The sequence below is a fragment of the Streptomyces sp. HNM0575 genome (assembly GCF_012726265.1).
GTDB lineage: Bacteria > Actinomycetota > Actinomycetes > Streptomycetales > Streptomycetaceae > Streptomyces.
The window spans coordinates 72,037-90,364 of sequence record NZ_JAASAG010000017.1 but is presented as its reverse complement, the minus strand read 5'-3'; the positions used below and the strand labels follow the sequence as shown (position 1 = coordinate 90,364).

At 73.3% G+C, this 18,328-nt stretch carries 1 protein-coding gene; it reads right to left on the bottom strand.

Annotated elements, in window-relative coordinates:
- A partial coding sequence (locus HCC61_RS28775; RefSeq protein WP_169140566.1) for a type I polyketide synthase occupies positions 1 to 18,322 on the bottom strand: 18,322 nt, incomplete at its 3' end.
- Positions 18,323 to 18,328: the final 6 nt, after the last annotated feature.

Here is an 18,328-nt window from a genome sequence, read left to right as displayed (position 1 = left end):
GACCGGCCACAGCCTCGCGGAAGTCCTCCAGCATCGGATCCATCAACGACGAGTGAAAGGCATGGCTGACCAGCAAACGCCTAGTCTTCCGCCCCTCCCCCACAAACCGCTCCACCACAGCCCCCACCGCACTCTCCACACCGGAGACCACCACCGACGACGGCCCATTGACCGCACCCAGGGATACCTCTTCAGTCAGGAACGGGGTGACCTCTTCCTCGGATGTCTCGATGGCGGCCATCGCACCGCCCTCCGGCAACGCCTCCATCAACCGCGCCCGCGCCGACACCAACGCACACGCGTCCTCAAGCGAGAACACCCCGGCAACATGAGCGGCCGCGATCTCACCAATGGAGTGCCCGGCCAGGTAGTCGGGCCGAAGGCCCCAGGACTCGGCCAGGCGGAACAGCGCCACTTCCAGGGCGAACAGCGCAGGCTGAGCCCACCCGGTTCGGTTCAGCGCTCCTTCGTCCTCGCCCCAGACCACATCCCGCAGACCCGGATCCAAGTGCGCCAAGGCGGCATCGAAGGCTTCGGCGAAGACCGGGAAGCGACCGTACAACTCTCGCCCCATACCGAGCCGTTGACTCCCCTGACCCGAGAAGACGACCGCCAGCGGACCCGGGTCCTGAGCCGCAGCGCCGCGAGCGGCCTCGGTCAGCCCGTCCTCGTCGGCCAGCAGCACCGCACGATGCTCGAACACCGACCGGGAGACCACCGACGAGAAACCCACATCCAACGGCGAACGCTCCCGGGCGCAGGCGCTCAACGCCTCTACCTGCCCATCCAGCGCACCCGCCGACTTCGCCGACACCAACACCGGCACCACACCAGGCGAGACCGACACCGATTCCGGCTTCTCCGGTTCAGCGACCTCAGCGGGCTGCTCCAGGATCACGTGGGCGTTGGTGCCGCTGATCCCGAACGAGGAGACACCGGCACGACGTGCACGCCCCACCTCCGGCCACGCTGTGTGCCGCGTCAGCAGCTCCACCGCGCCCGCATCCCACTCCACATGCGAGGACGGAGCGTCGACGTGCAACGTCCGCGGAAGCTCGCCGTGACGCAGGGCCTCGACCATCTTGATCACACCTGCGGCACCCGCAGCGGCCTGCGTATGACCCAGATTCGACTTCACCGACCCCAACAACAACGGCCGTTCGGCATCCCGATCCTGCCCGTACGTCGACAGCAGCGCCTGCGCCTCGATCGGATCGCCCAGCGTCGTACCCGTGCCATGGGCCTCCACCGCATCCACATCCGACGCCGACAACCCCGCACTCGCCAACGCCTGCCGGATCACCCGCTGTTGGGACGGACCGTTGGGGGCGGTCAGCCCGTTGGACGCACCGTCCTGGTTGACGGCACTGCCCCGTACCACCGCCAGCACCGGGTGGCCGAGACGCTCCGCGTCCGAGAGCCGCTCCAGCACCAGCACGCCCACGCCCTCGGACCAGGCCGTACCGTCCGCACCGTCCGCGAACGCCTTGCACCGGCCGTCCGCCGCAAGACCGCCCTGCCGGGTGAATTCCATGAACGCGCCCGGTGTGGCCATGAGTTGGACGCCGCCCGCGAGGGCCAGGGAGCATTCGCCCTCGCGAAGTGCCTGCGCCGCCAGGTGCATTGAGACGAGCGCGGAGGAGCACGCCGAGTCGACCGTCATGGCCGGGCCTTCGAGGCCGAGGGTGTAGGAGAGGCGACCGGAGATGACGCTCGCGGAGGTGCCGGTTCCCGAGTAGCCCTCCATGCTCTGCTGGGAGGCGAGGACGAGGTGCGCGTAGTCCTGTCCGCTGGCGCCGACGAAGGCGCCGGTGCGCGAGCCGCGCAGCGACACCGGGTCGATTCCGGCCCGTTCGATCGCCTCCCAGGACGTCTCCAGCAGCAGCCGCTGCTGCGGGTCCATCGCCACCGCTTCACGCGGGGAGATCCCGAAGAAGCCCGCGTCGAAATCGGCCACGTCCTTCAGGAAGCCGCCTTCCGCGGTGATGCTGTTGGCGGGTCCGTCTCCGAGCAGGCTCTCCAGATCCCAGCCGCGGTCGGTGGGGAACTCCCCGATGGCGTCGCGCTCTTCGAGCAGCAGCCGCCACAGGTCCTCCGGCGTGGCGATGCCGCCGGGGAACCGGCAGGACATGCCGACGACGGCCACCGGGTCGTCGGTGACGCGTGAGTCCGGGAGTGCGGCGGCGTCCGCGGTGTCCTCGGGGCTCTCCTCGCCGAAGAGTTCGCCGACCAGGTGCCGGGAGAGGAGCCGCGGCGTCGGGTAGTCGAAGACGAGCGTGGCCGGAAGCATCAGTCCGGTCGCCGAGCCGACACGGTTGCGCAGTTCGACGGCGGTCAGGGAGTCGAAGCCGAGCTGGCGGAACTCCCGTTCGGCGTCGACCGATTCGGGCCCCGTGTGGCCGAGTACCTTGGCGACTTCGCCGCGGACCAGTTCCAGCAGGTGCCGTTCGCGTTCCGCCGGGCGTGCCGAACGGAGGTCGCCGACGTCCGGTCGGGGTCCGCCTGCTGCGCTGCGGCGGCCGGGCCGCAGCAGGGAGCGCAGTATCGGGGGCACGAAGCCCGCCGCCGGGCCGGTCATGGTGCCGGTGCGGATGCGGGCGGGCACCACCAGGGGTTCGTCCACGCCGGTGGCGGCGTCGAAGAGCGCGAGGCCCTGTTCGACGTCGAGGGGCGGCATGTTGGAGCGTTCGAGGCGTTGCAGCGCGGCGCCGTCGAGGGTGCTGGTCATGCCCGAGGCGTCCGGCGCCCAGGCACCCCAGGCCAGCGACAGCCCCGCCAGCCCCGCATCACGGCGATACGCAGCCAACGCATCCAGGAACGCGTTCCCCGCCGCATAACCACCCTGACCCGCCGCGCCCACGACACCCGAGACCGACGAGAACACCACGAACGCCGACAGACCCTGATCACGGGTCAGTTCATGCAGGTTCCACGCACCGTCCACCTTCGGACGCAGCACCGCACCCACACGCTCCGGCGTCAACGACCCGATCACACCGTCATCCAGCACACCCGCCGCATGTACCACGGCGGACAGCGGATGTTCCTCCGGCACGTCCGCCAGCAGGTCCGCCAGCGATTCGCGGTCCGCCACGTCGCAGGCGACCACGGACACGTCGACGGCGCCCGACGACAGCAGTTCGTCCCGCAGTTCCTCGGCGCCCGGGGCCGACAGTCCGGTACGTGACGTCAGCAGCAGGCGGCGCACACCACGCGACGTGACCAGGTGCCGCGCCATCAGTGCGCCAAGTCCGCCCGTGCCGCCTGTCACGAGCACGGTTCCGTCGCCGTCGAGCGATCGCGGCGTGGTGAGGACGATCTTGCCGACGTGCTGGGCGCGGCTCATGTGCTGGAACGCCTCGCGGGCGCGCCGTACGTCCCAGGCGGTGACGGGCAGCAGCCGCAGGGCTCCCTCGTCGATGAGGCCGAGGACCTGGCCGAGCATCCGCTGGATGTCGTCGGGGCCGACCGTGCCCAGGTCGAAGGCGCGGTAGTGCACGTCGGGCAGGTCGCCGGGGTCGCGCACGTCGGTCTTGCCCATTTCGAGGAAGCGGCCGCCCGGGCGCAGCAGGCGCAGGGACGCGTCGACGAACTCGCCGGTCAGCGCGTTGAGTACGACGTCGATGCCGCCTTCTCCCGCTACGTCGCGGAAGGCTTCCTCGAAGCCGGTGGTGCGGGAGGAGGCGATGTGGTCCTCGGGGACGCCCAGGTCGCGCACGGTCTGCCACTTGCTCTCGCTCGCGGTGGCGAAGACCTCCGCGCCGAGGTGGCGGGCGAGCTGGACGGCGGCCATGCCGACGCCGCCGCTCGCGGCGTGGATGAGGACCTTCTCGCCGGGTCGTACCGAGGCGAGGTCCACCAGCGCGTAGTGGGCGGTGAGGAAGACCAGCGGTACGGAGGCCGCGTCCTCCCACGACCAGTCGCCGGGTATGCGCACGAGATGGCGTTCGTCGACGACGCCGACGGGGCCCATGCCGCCGAAGAGCATGCCGGTGACGCGGTCGCCGGGGCGCAGCGCGGTCGCCTCGGGACCGGTCTCGGTGACGACGCCGGCGGCTTCGGCGCCGAACAGCCCGGCTTCGCCCGGGTACATGCCCAACGCGTTCAGTACGTCACGGAAGTTGAGGCCGGCGGCGTGCACGTCGACGCGGACCTGGCGGCCGGTGAGCGGTTCGAGGACCTCCGGGCAAGGTGCCAGGGTCAGGTCGTCGAGGCTGCCCTTGCCCGCGGTGTCCAGCCGCCAGGGGACGCCGGCCGGCGGCACGAGGGAGGGCCCGGAGGAGAGACGGGTGAGCCGGGCCGCGTACACGGCGCCGTCGCGCACGGCGAGTTGCTGCTCGTCGGTGGCGAGCAGTTCGGGGGTGACCTCCGCTTCGGCGTCCAGGTCCACCAGCAGGAAGCGGCCGGGGTTCTCGGCCTGCGCTGTGCGCAGGAGTCCCCACACGGCAGCGGCCGCCAGGTCCGTGATGGGCTCGCCGCCGGTGGCGACGGCGCCGCGGGTGGTGAACACCAGCCGGGTGCGGGCCAGTCGGGCGTCGTCCAGGGCTTCCTGGAGGAGTTTCAGCACGCGGGATGTCTCGGTGTGCACCGCCTCGGGCCCGTTGTCGCCGCCGCCTACGGGGACGACGACGGCCTCGGGCGGTGCGGTGCCGTCTTCGGCCAGCGCGGCGAGGGTGTCCGTCGTGAGGATTGCCAGGGACGGGCCGGCGCCCTCGGTTGCGGCGCCCTCGGTCGGGGCGGCCTCCTGGGTCGCGGGCAGCCAGGCGATGCGGAAGAGCGAGTCGCGGGTGAAGTCGGCGGCGGACGGGGCCACTTGGGCGGCGGCGGGCTTGCGCACCGCCAGCGACTCCACGGAGACGACCGGGCGCCCTTCGGCGTCGTAGCCGGTGACGCCGACGGTTCCGGTACCGGTGCGCGTCAGCCTGGCGCGCAGCAGCGACGCCCCGGCGGCGTGCAGGGACACGCCGCTCCACTCGAAGGGCAGGCCCTCGCCCGCGTCGTCGACGAGCCCGATGGCGTGCAGGGCGGCGTCGAGCAGCGCGGGGTGCAAGCCGAACTCGGCGGCGTCCTCGGCCTCTTCGGGCAGTGACGCTTCCACGAAGACGTCGCCGTCCCGGCGCCACGCAGCGTGCAGGCCCTGGAAGAGGGGGCCGTAGGCGAGCCCGCCGTTCTCCGCCAGCCGGGCGTAGTAGCCGTCCAGTTCGACCTGCTCGGCGCCGTCCGGCGGCCACTGCGCGCAGGGTTCCCCGGCCGGCCGGGTGCCGTTGCTCAGGGTGCCTTCGGCATGTGCCGTCCACTCCCCCTCCGGCGTGCCAGCGGGACGGGAGTGGACGCTTACGGAGCGGCGGTCCTGCTCGCCGGGGGCGCCGACGCGGACCTGAATGTCGACGGCTTCCCGTTCGGCGAGGACGAGCGGCGCGGTGAGGGTGAGGCTCTCCACCCGGTCGCATCCCGTGAAGTCGCCCGCACGGACGGCCAGTTCGAGGAAGGCGGTGCCGGGGAAGAGGACCGTGCCCCCGACGACGTGGTCCGCGAGCCAGGGGTGGGTCGAGAGGGACAGCCGTCCGGTCAGCATCGCCTCGTCGGAGCCGGCGGTCTTCAACGCGGCGCCCAACAGCGGGTGTTCGGCGGGCGACAGCCCCAGCCCGGGCACGTCGCCGCTGCGTCCCTTGCCGCGCACCGCGGGCCAGTAGCGCTCGCGGTCGAAGGCGTAGGTGGGCAGCGAGGTGCGGCGGGCGCCGGTCCCGGCGAACCACTCACGCCACTCCACCCGGTGACCGGCCACGTGCAGGCGGGCGAGTGCCTGCGCGGCGGCGATCTCCTCCGGGCGGTCCTTGCGCAGGGCCGCGACCGTGGGCACGGCGCCGGTGAGGGACTCGGCGGCCATCGCGGCGAGCACTCCGTCGGGGCCCAACTCCAGGAGCCCGGTGGCGCCTTCGGCTTCGAGGGTGCGGACGCCGTCGGCGAAACGCACGGTCTCCCGCACGTGCCGCACCCAGCACTCCGGCGAGCGCAGCTCATCGCCCGTGGCCACACGGCCCGTGAGGTTCGAGACCACGGGGATGCGCGGCTCGTCGAAGTCCAGGCCCTCGACGGTGGTACGGAAGTCCTCCAGCATCGGGTCCATCAACGGCGAATGGAACGCGTGCGAGACGTGCAGCCACGTCGCCTTCCCGAACTGCTCCGCCACCCGTGCGACGGCCCGCTCCTCACCTGAAACCACCACCGAGGACGGCCCGTTGACCGCCGCCAGCGACACCTCCTCGTCGAGGAACGGCGTGACCTCGTCCTCCGACGCCCGCAACGCGGCCATCGCGCCACCGGGCGGCAGGGCCTCCATCAACCGGGCGCGGGCCGAGACCAGCGTGCACGCGTCGGGGAGGGAGAGGACCCCGGCGACATGTGCGGCCGTGACCTCGCCGATGGAGTGCCCGGCGAGGTAGTCGGGCTGGATGCCCCAGGATTCGGCCAGGCGGAACAGCGCCACCTCCAGGGCGAACAGGGCAGGCTGCGCCCAACCGGTCCGATTCAGCGCCTCCGCATCCTCACCCCAGACCACATCCCGCAGACCCGGATCCAGGTGCGCCAGGACGGCGTCGAAGGCCTCGGCGAAGACGGGGAACCGGCCGTACAACTCCCGCCCCATACCGAGGCGTTGACTGCCCTGACCGGAGAAGACCACTGCCAGCGGACCCGGATCGGACATGCTCACACCGCGAGCCGCCTCGGCCACCCCGTCCTCGTCGGCCAGGAGCACCGCACGATGCTCGAACACCGACCGGGAGACCACCGACGAGAAGCCCACGTCCAGCCGCGGCTCCTGGGCAGCCCGTTCCCGCAGCCGCTCGACCTGCTCGTCAAGTGCATCCGCCGACTTCGCCGATGCCAGCACCGGCACCACGGCGGGCGTGACCGACACCGATGCCGGCTTCTCCGGTTCGGCGACCTCGGAGGGCTGCTCCAGGATCACGTGGGCGTTGGTGCCGCTGATCCCGAATGAGGAGACGGCCGCACGCCGTGCACGCTCCACCTCCGGCCACGGCATCCGCTCCGTGAGCAGTTCGACCGCGCCGGCGTCCCAATGGACGTGCGAGGACGGGGAGTCGACGTGCAACGTGCGGGGCAACTCGCCGTGGCGCAGCGCCTCGACCATCTTGATCAGACCCGCGGCGCCCGCAGCGGCCTGCGTATGACCCAGATTCGACTTCACCGACCCCAACAACAACGGCCGTTCGGCATCCCGATCCTGCCCGTACGTCGACAGCAGCGCCTGCGCCTCGATCGGATCGCCCAGCGTCGTGCCGGTGCCATGGGCCTCCACCGCATCCACATCCGACGCCGACAACCCCGCACTCGCCAACGCCTGCCGGATGACCCGCTGTTGGGACGGACCGTTGGGGGCGGTCAGCCCGTTGGACGCGCCGTCCTGGTTGACGGCACTGCCCCGTACCACCGCCAGCACCGGGTGGCCGAGACGCTCCGCGTCCGAGAGCCGCTCCAGCACCAGCATGCCCACGCCCTCGGACCAGGCCGTACCGTCCGCACCGTCCGCGAACGCCTTGCACCGGCCGTCCGCCGCAAGACCGCCCTGCCGGGAGAAGCCGGAGAAGCTGGTGGGGGTGGACATCACGGTTGCGCCTCCGGCGAGCGCCATGTCGCACTCGCCCTGACGGAGGGCCTGCGCCGCCCAGTGCAGCGCGACCAGTGCGGACGAGCAGGCGGTGTCCACCGTGGCCGCGGGACCTTCGAGGCCGAGGGTGTAGGAGAGGCGGCCGGAGATGACGCTCGCGGCGAGCCCTGTTCCGGCGTGGCCCTCCAGGTCGTCGCGCGCGGCCATGACGACGTGCTGGTAGTCCTGTCCGTTGGTGCCGACGAAGGCGCCGGTGCGCGAGCCGCGCAGCGACACCGGGTCGATGCCGGCCCGTTCGATCGCCTCCCAGGACGTCTCCAGCAGCAGCCGCTGCTGCGGGTCCATCGCCAGCGCCTCACGCGGCGAGATCCCGAAGAACCCGGCGTCGAAGTCGGCCACGTCCTCCAGGAAGCCGCCGCGCACGGTGTCGCTGTCGAGCTGGTCCATTTCCCAGCCGCGGTCGGTGGGGAACTCCCCGATGGCGTCGCGCTCTTCGAGCAGCAGCCGCCACAGGTCCTCCGGCGAGGTGACGCCGCCGGGGAAGCGGCAGGCGGTGGCCACGACGGCGATGGCGTCGTCGCCGGTCCAGGCCGCGGGGGCGGTGGAGTCCTGCGGCGCGGACTCGCCGGTGGTGCCGACGAGTTCGGAGAGGAGGTGTTCGGCGAGGGCTGTCGAGGTGGGGTAGTCGAAGACGAGGCCGGCGGGCAGGAGGAGCCCGGTGACGGCGGCGAGTTGGTTGCGCAGCTCCATCGCGGTGAGCGAGTCGACTCCCAGGTCGCGGAAGGCCTTGTCGGGGCTGACGGCTTCCTTGCCGGTGTGGCCGAGCACGGCGGCGGCCTGGGTGCGTACCAGGTCCAGTACGGGTTCGAAGCGGGCGTCCTCGGGGAGGGCGCGCAGGGTCCGGTGGAAGTCCGAGGCGGCGGACTCGGCTTCCCTGCGGGCGGTCTCCACCTCGTCGATGACCCTGCGGGCTTCGGGCAGTGCGGACAGCAGCGGGGCGGGACGCAGGCTGAGCAGGGCGTTGAGCATGGCGGGCTGCCGCAGGTCGGCCGCGACGGCGGTGGCGGCGGCCTCGGCGGTCAGCTGCCACAGGGCGGAGACGGCCAGTTCGGGGTCGAGCGTCGTGGCGCCGCTGCGCCGGATGGCGTCGCCGGCGCGGGAGTCGCCCGCCATGCCGGCGCCGGACCAGGCGCCCCACGCGATGGATGTCGCGGGCAGGCCCTGGGCGCGGCGGGTGTGGGCGACGGCGTCGAGAACGGCGTTCGCGGCGGCGTAGTTGGCCTGCCCGGGGTTGCCGACGGAACCGGCCACGGAGGAGAACAGCACGAAGAAGGACAGGTCCTTCTTGCGCGTCAGTTCGTCGAGGAGCATGGCCGAGACGACCTTCGACTGGAACACCTCGGTGAACTGCTCCGGGGAGAGCCCGTCGAGCACGCCGTCGTCGAGCACGCCGGCGGTGTGCACCACGCCGGTCACGGGCTGGTCGTCGGGGACGGCGGTGAGGACGTCGGTGAGGCTGTCGCGGTCGGCGACATCGCAGGCCTGGATGCTGACGTCGGTGCCGAACCGGGCGAGTTCCTCCTGGAGTTCGGCGGCTCCGGGTGCGTCGGGGCCGCGGCGGCTGAGGAGCAGCAGCCGTTCGGCTCCGTTGCGTGCGAGGTCGCGGGCGACGTGGGCGCCGAGCGCACCGGTGCCGCCGGTGATCAGCACGGTTCCGGTCAGGGGCCGTTCGGCGGGGGCCGTGCCGCGGGGTGCGGGCGTGAGGCGCCGGCCGAAGAGGCCGGAGGCCCGTACGGCGATCTGGTCCTCGCCGGAGCGGTCGGTGAGCGCGGACGTCAGGCGCCGGGTCACGCGCTCGTCCAGCACCTCGGGCAGGTCGACCAGGCCGCCCCAGCGTTCGGGGTGTTCCAGCGCGGCCACGCGGCCGAGTCCCCAGACGCCGGCCTGCCAGGGGCTTTCCACCGGGTCGCCGCGTCCGGTGGAGACGGCGCCGCGGGTGACGGCCCACAGCGGGGCGGTGATGCCGGTGTCGCCGAGGGCCTGTACGAGGCCGAGGGTCCAGGCGAGTCCGGCGGGGGCGGGTGCGGCCAGCGGATCGGGGGCTTCGACCAGTCCCAGCAGGGAGAGCACGCCGGTGAACCCGGCGTCGGCGACGGCGTCGAGCTGGGCGGCCATGCGGTCGCGGTCGCCCATGACTTCGATCCGCGTCACGTCCGGGCCGAGGGCGGTGAGCACTTCGGAGACCCACTCGTCGCCGTCGAGTCCGACGGGCAGCACCGCCAGCCAGCGTCCGGGGGCCTGGGGCGGGGGGTTGTTGCCGGTCAGGGGCTGCCATGTCTCGCGGTAGAGCAGGGAGCCGACGGTGGCCTGCGTACGGCTGCGGTCGCGCCAGGCGGAGAGGGCGGGCGCCACGGTCGAGACCGTCTCGTCGTCCAACTCCAGTGTGGCGGCGAGGGATTCGAGGTCCTCACGTTCGACGGCCTGCCAGAAGGCGGCGTCCACCGGGTCCTGGGAGGGGGCCTGGGAGGCGTGCGTCTCCGGCCAGTACCGCTGGTGCTGGAAGGGGTAGGTGGGCAGGTCGACGACGCGGGCGCCGGTGCCGGCGAACGCGGGCGTCCAGTCGACGGGCACACCGGCGACGTGCAGCCGGGCCAGGGCCGTCAGCAGTGCCGTCTCCTCGCCGCGGTCCCTGCGCAGTACCGGAACGACGGGGGTGCGCTCGGGCAGCGACTCCTGTGCGGCGGCGCAGAGCACGCCGTCCGGGCCGAGTTCGAGGAAGGCGTTCACGCCGCGTTCGCCGAGCGCGGTGACTCCGTCGGCGAAGCGGACGGTCTCCCGCACGTGCCGCACCCAGTAGCCGGGTGTGCTGATCTCCTCGCCCGCGAGGTCCCCGGTGAGGTTGGAGACGAGAGGCAGCGAGGCGGGGTGGAAGGTCAACTCGCCGACGGTGGCGCCGAATTCAGCGAGCATGGGGTCCATCAGCGCGGAGTGGAAGGCATGCGAGACATCCAGCCGGGACGTCCTGCGCCCCTCGGCCCGCAGACGGGCCGCGACACTCTCCACGTCCTCCGCCGCGCCGGACAGGACGACGGACGCGGGTCCGTTGACCGCGGCGACCGCCACCCCGTCCTCCAGCAGCGGCGCCACCTCGTCCTCGGAGGCCTGCACCGCCACCATCGCGCCGCCCTCGGGCAGCGCCTCCATCAGCCGGGCACGGGCCGAGACCAGCGTGCACGCATCGGGAAGGGACAACACCCCGGCGACATGGGCGGCCGTGATCTCGCCGATGGAGTGCCCGACAAGGTAGTCGGGCCGAAGGCCCCAGGACTCCGCCAGCCGGAACAGCGCCACCTCCAGCGCGAACAGCGCAGGCTGCGCCCACCCCGTACGGTTCAGCGCCTCCGCATCCTCGCCCCAGACCACATCCCGCAGACCCGGATCCAGGTGCGCCAAGGCGGCATCGAAGGCTTCGGCGAAGACCGGGAACCGGCCGTACAACTCCCGCCCCATACCAAGCCGTTGACTGCCCTGACCCGAGAAGAGCACCCCCAGCGAGCGCTCGGACGCCACGCCGCGGGCCGCCTCGGTGAGACCGTCCTCCCCCGCCAGCAGCACCGCACGGTGGTCGAAGAGGGCGCGGGAGGCGGCCAGCGAGTGCCCGATGTGCGCGGGCGCGGGGGCGTCTTCGCCCTCGGTGTGGACGTGCAGGCGTGCCACCTGGGCGTCGAGGGCGGCGTCGGACTTGGCGGAGACGGGCCACGGCACCACGGTGGGGCGGACGGCCCGGGTCTCCTCGGGATCGCTCACCGGGTCCGGCTCCGGGGCCTGTTCGAGGATCACGTGGGCGTTGGTGCCGCTGAGGCCGAAGGAGGAGACCCCGGCGCGCCGGGGTCGTCCGGCGTCGGGCCAGGGTGCCGCTTCGGTGAGCAGTTCGACGGTGCCCGGCGACCAGTCGACGTGCGAGGAGGGCGCGGTCACGTGCAGGGTCTTGGGGAGTTCGGGGTGGGCGAGTGCGAGGACGGTCTTGATGACGCCGGCGATGCCGGCGGCGGCCTGGGTGTGGCCGAGGTTCGACTTGACGGTGCCGACGAGCAGGGGGTGTTCGCGGTCCTTGCCGTAGGTGGCCAGCAGGGCCTGTGCCTCGATGGGGTCGCCGAGAGTCGTGCCCGTGCCATGGGCCTCGACGGCGTCCACGTCGGCGGGCCGCAGCTCGGCGTCGGCCAGGGCGGCTCGGATGACGCGCTGCTGGGAGGGTCCGTTGGGCGCGGTCAGGCCGTTGGAGGCGCCGTCCTGGTTGACGGCGCTGCCCCGTACGACCGCGAGCACCCGGTGGCCGTTGCGGCGGGCGTCCGAGAGGCGTTCTACGACGAGCACGCCGACGCCCTCGGACCAGCCGGTGCCGTCGGCGTCGTCGGAGAAGGCGCGGCAGCGCCCGTCGGGTGCCAGGCCGCCCTGGGCGTTGAAGCCGGCGAAGTTCATCGGCGTGGACATCACGGTGACGCCGCCGACGAGGGCGAGGGAGCACTCGCCGCGGTTCAGGGACTGCCCGGCCAGGTGCAGGGCCACCAGCGACGAGGAGCAGGCGGTGTCGACGGTCAGTGCCGGGCCTTCGAAGCCGAAGGTGTAGGAGAGGCGTCCGGAGATCACGGCTGCGGCGAGGCCGGTGCTTGCGTGGCCCTCGATGTCGCCGCCGGAACGCAGCACGAGGTGCGTGTAGTCCTGGCCGTTGGTGCCGACGAACACGCCGGTGCGGGAGCCGCGCAGCCGGTCGGCGCTCAGGCCCGCACGTTCGACGGCCTCCCAGGAGACCTCCAGCAGGTGCCGCTGCTGCGGGTCCATCGCCAGGGCCTCGCGCGGTGAGATGCCGAAGAAGCCGGGGTCGAACTGGGCGGCGCCGCGCAGGAATCCGCCCTCGGCGGTGCCGTCGCCCACCAGGGCGCTCTCCTGCCAGCCGCGGTCGGTGGGGAAGGGCGAGATGGCGTCGCCGCCGTCGGCCAGCAGCCGCCACAGTTCCTCGGGTGAGGTGACGCCGCCGGGGAAGCGGCAGGACATGCCGACGATCGCGAGGGGCTCCTCGGTCACCGGGGCGGCTTGTGCGGGCGCGTTCTCCTCCTCGCCGGTGCCGAGCAGTTCGGCGAGGAGGTGTGCGGCCAGTACGTGCGGCGTCGGGTAGTCGAAGACGAGCGTGGCGGACAGGCTGAGGCCGGTGGCCTTCTCCAGCTGGTTGCGCAGTTCGACGGCCGTCAGCGAGTCGAAGCCGAGCTGGCGGAACTCCCTTTCGGTGCCTATCGGTTCGGGCGAGTCGTGGCCGAGGACGCGGGCGGCTTCGCCGCGCACCACGTCGAGGAGGTGGCGCAGCCGGTCGCTCTCGGGCAGATCGGAAAGCCGTGCGGCGGTGCCCGTGGCCGTGGCGCCGCGGCCGCTCGCGGCCCGTCGGCGGCCGGGCCGGATCAGGCCGCGGAAGATCGCGGGGACGTCCTCGGGCGCGGCGGCGGCACCCGGGGCTGCGGCACCGGGTGCTCCGGCGCCCGGGGCGAGCGGCACGAGGTGCGGCTCGCCGGAGCGTGAGGTGGCGGCGTCGAAGAGCGCGAGGCCCTGTTCGGCGGTGAGCAGCGGGGCGCCGGCGGAGGTCATGCGGCGCAGGCTCGCCTCGTCGAGGGCGCTGGTCATGCCCGAGGCGTCCGGCGCCCACGCGCCCCAGGCCAGCGACAGCCCCGCCAGCCCCGCATCACGGCGATACGCAGCCAACGCGTCCAGGAACGCGTTCCCCGCCGCATAACCACCCTGACCCGCCGCCCCCACGACACCCGAGACCGACGAGAACACCACGAACGCCGACAGGCCCTGATCACGGGTCAGTTCATGCAGGTTCCACGCACCGTCCACCTTCGGACGCAGCACCGCACCCACACGCTCCGGCGTCAACGACCCGATCACACCGTCATCCAGCACACCCGCCGCATGCACCACGGCACCGACCGTGTGCCGGGCGAGCAGTGCGGCGAGGTCGTCCCTGTCGCCCACGTCGCAGGCGGCGACCTCGACGTGCGCTCCCAGCTCCGTCAGTTCGGCCGCCAACTGCGCGGCGCCCGCGGCCTCCTGGCCGCGGCGCGAGACCAGCAGCAGGTCCCGGACGTCGTGTTCGGACGCCAGGTGGCGTGCCACCAGGGTGCCCAGGCCGCCCGTACCGCCTGTCACGAGCACGGTTCCGGCGTCGCGCCACAGCGGTGGCGCGGCGGGACCCTCGTCCGCCGGGGGGCGGGGGGCGGGTGCGAGCCGGGCGACGCGTACGCGTCCCTCGCGTACGACCGCCTGAGTCTCCCCTTCGTCCAGCAGAGCCGGGAGGCCGGGCAGGACGGCGGCGGACTCGGGGGTGTCGTCGAGGTCGGCGAGGAGGAAGCGCCCGGGGTTCTCCGACTGGGCGGAGCGCACGAGTCCCCATACCGCGGCGGCGGCCGGGTCGGTCACCGGCTCGCCGTCGGCGGCGACGGCGCCGCGGGTGACGAACAGCAGCCGGGAGCGGGCGTATCGGGGGTCGGTCAGCCGGTCCTGGAGGAGTTCGAGCACGTCGGCGGTGAGGCGGTGTGCGGAGTCGGCGACGCCGCCGGTGCCTTCGGCCGCCGCTCCCCCGGCGCTGACTCCCGCGCTGACGGCTGCGACGGCGACGCGGGGTGCGGGGCCCTGTGCCGCGGGGTCCGCGGAGGGTATGCCGAGGCCGAGGGTGTCCTCGCCGAGGAGTTCCCAGTCGTCCGTGCCGCCGGACAGGTCGGCGGTGGTCGCCGCCTCGGCGGCGTGGTCGGCCCACCGGATGTGGAAGAGGGAGTCGGGCCGGGTGCCGGTGGTGTCCTGCGCGGGGACGTTGAGGGGCCGCAGCGCGACGGAGCGGGCGGAGAGCACGGGGACGCCTTCGACGTCCGCCGCGTCGAGGCAGACGGACTCCTCCCCCGGCTCCTCCGCCGTCTCCTCCCCCGTGCGCAGCCGGATGCGCAGCACGGACGCGCCGGAGGCGTGGAGACGCACTTCTCCCCACTCCGCGGGCGTGAGGGGGAGGCCGGTCTCGTCGCCGGGCGTGACGCCGCCGCCGGGAAGGAGGGACGCCGCGTGCAGGGCGGAGTCGAGCAGCGCCGGATGGACGCCGAACGCGGCGCCGTCCTCCACCTCTTCGGGCAGCGCCACCTCGGCGAAGACCTCCCGGCCGCGCTGCCAGGCGGCCCGTACGCCCTGGAAGACGGGTCCGCGCGTGAGACCGCCGGTGCCCAAGTCGTCGTAGAAGCCGTCGAGTTCGACGACGGTCGCGCCCTTGGGCGGCCAGACGGCGGTGTCGAAGCCGCCGTCGGCGGGCTCGGTTGAAGCCCCGGCTCCGCCGCCGGTACCGGCCCCGGTCTCGGTGCCGGTACCGGTCACACCGTCGGTGCCGGTCTCGCCGTCGGTCTCCGTCTCGGTCTCGGCGTCCGTCTCGGTGAGGCTGCCGGTGGCGTGCAGGGTCCACTCGGCCTCCGGCTCTCCCGCGGGGCGGGAGAACACTCGTACGTCGCGGTGCCCGTCCCCGGCGGGCTCGCCCACCCGCAGCTGTGTCTCGACGGTGCCGGCTTCGGGCAGCAACAGCGGTGCGGTGACGGTGAGTTCACGGATGCGGTCGCAGCCGATGCCGTCGGCCGCGCGCAGCACCAGCTCCACGAATCCGGCGTCGGGGAAGCGCGCCGCGCCGCCCGCCCTCAGCTCCGCGAGCCAGGGATGGGTGGCCAGGGAGAGCCTGCCGGTGAGGATCAGCTCGTCGGAACCGGCGACAGGCGTGCCGGCCGTCAGCAGCGGGTGACCGTCGCCGTCGGGGCCGGGGGCGGCGCCGACGGTGCCCGAAGGCCAGAAGCGCTGGTGCTGGAAGGCGTAGGTGGGCACCTCGACACGGCGGGCTCCGGTGCCGGTGAACGCGGGTGTCCAGTCGACGGGGACGCCGACGGCGTGCAGCCGGGCCAGGGCCGTCAGCAGCGCCGTCTCCTCGCCGCGGTCCTTGTGCAGCGCCGGAACGGCGGTGGCGCGCGGCAGCGACTCGGCTGCCATCGCCGACAGCGAGCCGTCGGGCCCGAGTTCCAGGAGGGCGCCCGTACCCTCCTCGCCCAGAGTGCGCAGCACGTCCGCGAAGCGGACGGGCTCCCGCACGTGGCGCACCCAGTAGTCGGGCGAGCACAGTTCGGCGCCGGTGGCGGTGCGTCCGGTGACGTCCGAGACCACGTCGAGGGACGGCTCGGTGAAGGCGATGCCTTCGACGGCGGACCGGAAGTCCGCCAGCATCGGGTCCATCAGGGGCGAGTGGAAGGCGTGCGAGACGCGGAGCCGTGAGGTGCGCCGGCCGCGTTCCGCGAAGTGGACGCGCACCTCCTCCACGTCCTCTTCCCGGCCCGAGACCACCACCGACGAGGGCCCGTTGACGGCGGCGAGGGACACCGCGCCGGTCAGCAGCGGCATCACCTCCTCCTCGGTGGCCTGGACGGCGGCCATGGCGCCGCCGTCCGGCAGGGCCTCCATCAGCCGGGCCCGCGCGGAGACGAGGGTGCAGGCGTCCGCCAGGGAGAAGACGCCCGCCACGTGGGCGGCGGCGACCTCGCCGATGGAGTGCCCGGCGACGTGGCCGGGGGTCACGCCCCAGGACTCGACGAGGCGGAAGAGGGCCAACTCCAGGGCGAACAGGGCCTGTTGGGCGGTGCCGGTGCGGTCGAGCCGCTCCTGCTCCGCGCCCCACATCACCTCCCGCACGCCCGGATCGAGGTGCTCCAGCACGGCGTCCAGGGCGTCGGCGAAGACGGGGAAGCGCCCGTACAACTCCCGTCCCATGCCGAGGCGTTGGCTGCCCTGCCCGGAGAAGAGCACGCCGGGCCGCACGCGTGACTCCGCGCTGCCCGTGTGCACGCCGGGTGCGGTGCCGCCGGCGAGCCAGTCGGCGAGTGCGTCGCGAGGTGTGGCCGCGGCCGGTGCGACGACGGCCAGCCGGTGTTCGAAGCGGGTCCGTGCCGTGGCCAGCGAGAACGCCACGTCGGCGGGGCGCTGACCGGGGTGGTCGGTCAGCCAGGTCTCCAGGGCGGCGGCCTGGTCGCGCAGCGCCGCCTCGCTCCTGCCGGAGAGCACCCACGGCAGGATCGCTGGAGGCTGCGGTGCCTGCTCGCCCGGAGGGGCCTGCTCGCCCGGAGGGGCCAACTCGCCGCCCTGCGCCGGGTCGCCGGAGGTCTCCGCGTCCTGCGCCCGTACGGTCTCCGCGCCCGTGGTCTCCGCGCCCTGCTCCCCCGCCGCGGGGGCCTGTTCCTTCTCGGCCTGCTCGGTGTCCGGCTGCTCGACGATGACGTGGGCGTTGGTGCCGCTGACGCCGAAGGAGGAGACGGCGGCCCGGCGCGCCCTTCCCGTTCCGGGCCAGCCGGTCTGCTCGGTCAGCAGCTCCAGGGCGCCGGAGGACCAGTCGACGTGTGAGGAGGGGGCGTCGACGTGCAGCGTGCGGGGCAGCACGCCGTGCCGCATCGCCATGACCATCTTGATGACGCCCGCGACGCCCGCGGCGGCCTGCGTGTGCCCGATGTTGGACTTCACCGAGCCGAGATAGAGGGGGTGTTCACGGTCCTCGCCGTAGGCGGCCAGCAGGCTGTGCGCCTCGATCGGGTCGCCCAGGGGCGTGCCGGTGCCGTGCGCCTCGACCACGTCCACGTCGCCGGGAGTGAGGCCCGCGCGCTCCAGCGCCTGCCGGATGACGCGCTGCTGTGCGCGGCCGTTGGGCGCGGTGAATCCGTTGGAGGCGCCGTCGGAGTTGACGGCGCTGCCCCGCACGACGGCCAGCACCCGGTGCCCGTTGCGGCGCGCGTCGGAGAGCCGCTCCAGCAGCAGCATGCCCACGCCCTCGGACCACCCGGTGCCGTCGGCGCCGTCGGCGAACGCCTTGCAGCGGCCGTCGCGGGCCAGGCCGCCCTGGCGGCTGAACTCCACCAGCGAACCGGGTGTCGCCATGACGTTGACGCCGCCGGCGAGGGCGAGGGTGCACTCGCCGCCGCGCAGCGCCTGCGCGGCGAGGTGCAGCGCCACCAGCGACGAGGAGCAGGCCGTGTCGACGGTCACGGACGGCCCTTCCAGGCCCAACTCGTAGGCGACGCGGCCGGATTCGGCGCTGGCGGCGATGCCGGTTCCGATGTCGCCGGTGGCGTCGGAGACGGAGCGGATCAGCAGGTGCGCGTAGTCCTGGCCGTTGGTGCCGACGAACACGCCGGTGCGGGACCCGCGCAGCGTCGCCGCGTCGATCCCGGCGCGTTCGACGACCTCCCAGGAGGACTCCAGCAGCAGCCGCTGCTGCGGGTCCATGGTCAGCGCCTCACGGGGTGAGATGCCGAACAGGCCCGGGTCGAAGTCGGCTACGCCGCGCAGGAATCCGCCGCGGAGGCTGAGGCTGGTGCCGCGTTCGTCGACTCCGCTGCCGTAGAGGGCGTCGACGTCCCAGCCGCGGTCGGTGGGCAGTTCGGTGATTCCGTCGGAGCCGGAGGCCACCAGCTCCCACAGGTCCTCCGGGGAGAGCACGTCGCCGGGGTAGCGGCAGCTCATGCCGACGATGGCGATGGGTTCGGTGGCCGCGGAGACCAGCCGCCGGTTCTGCGTCCGCAGGCGCTCGGTCTCCTTCAGGGCGGCTCGGAGGGCCTCGACGACCTTTTCGCTGGGGGTGTTCATCGCTTT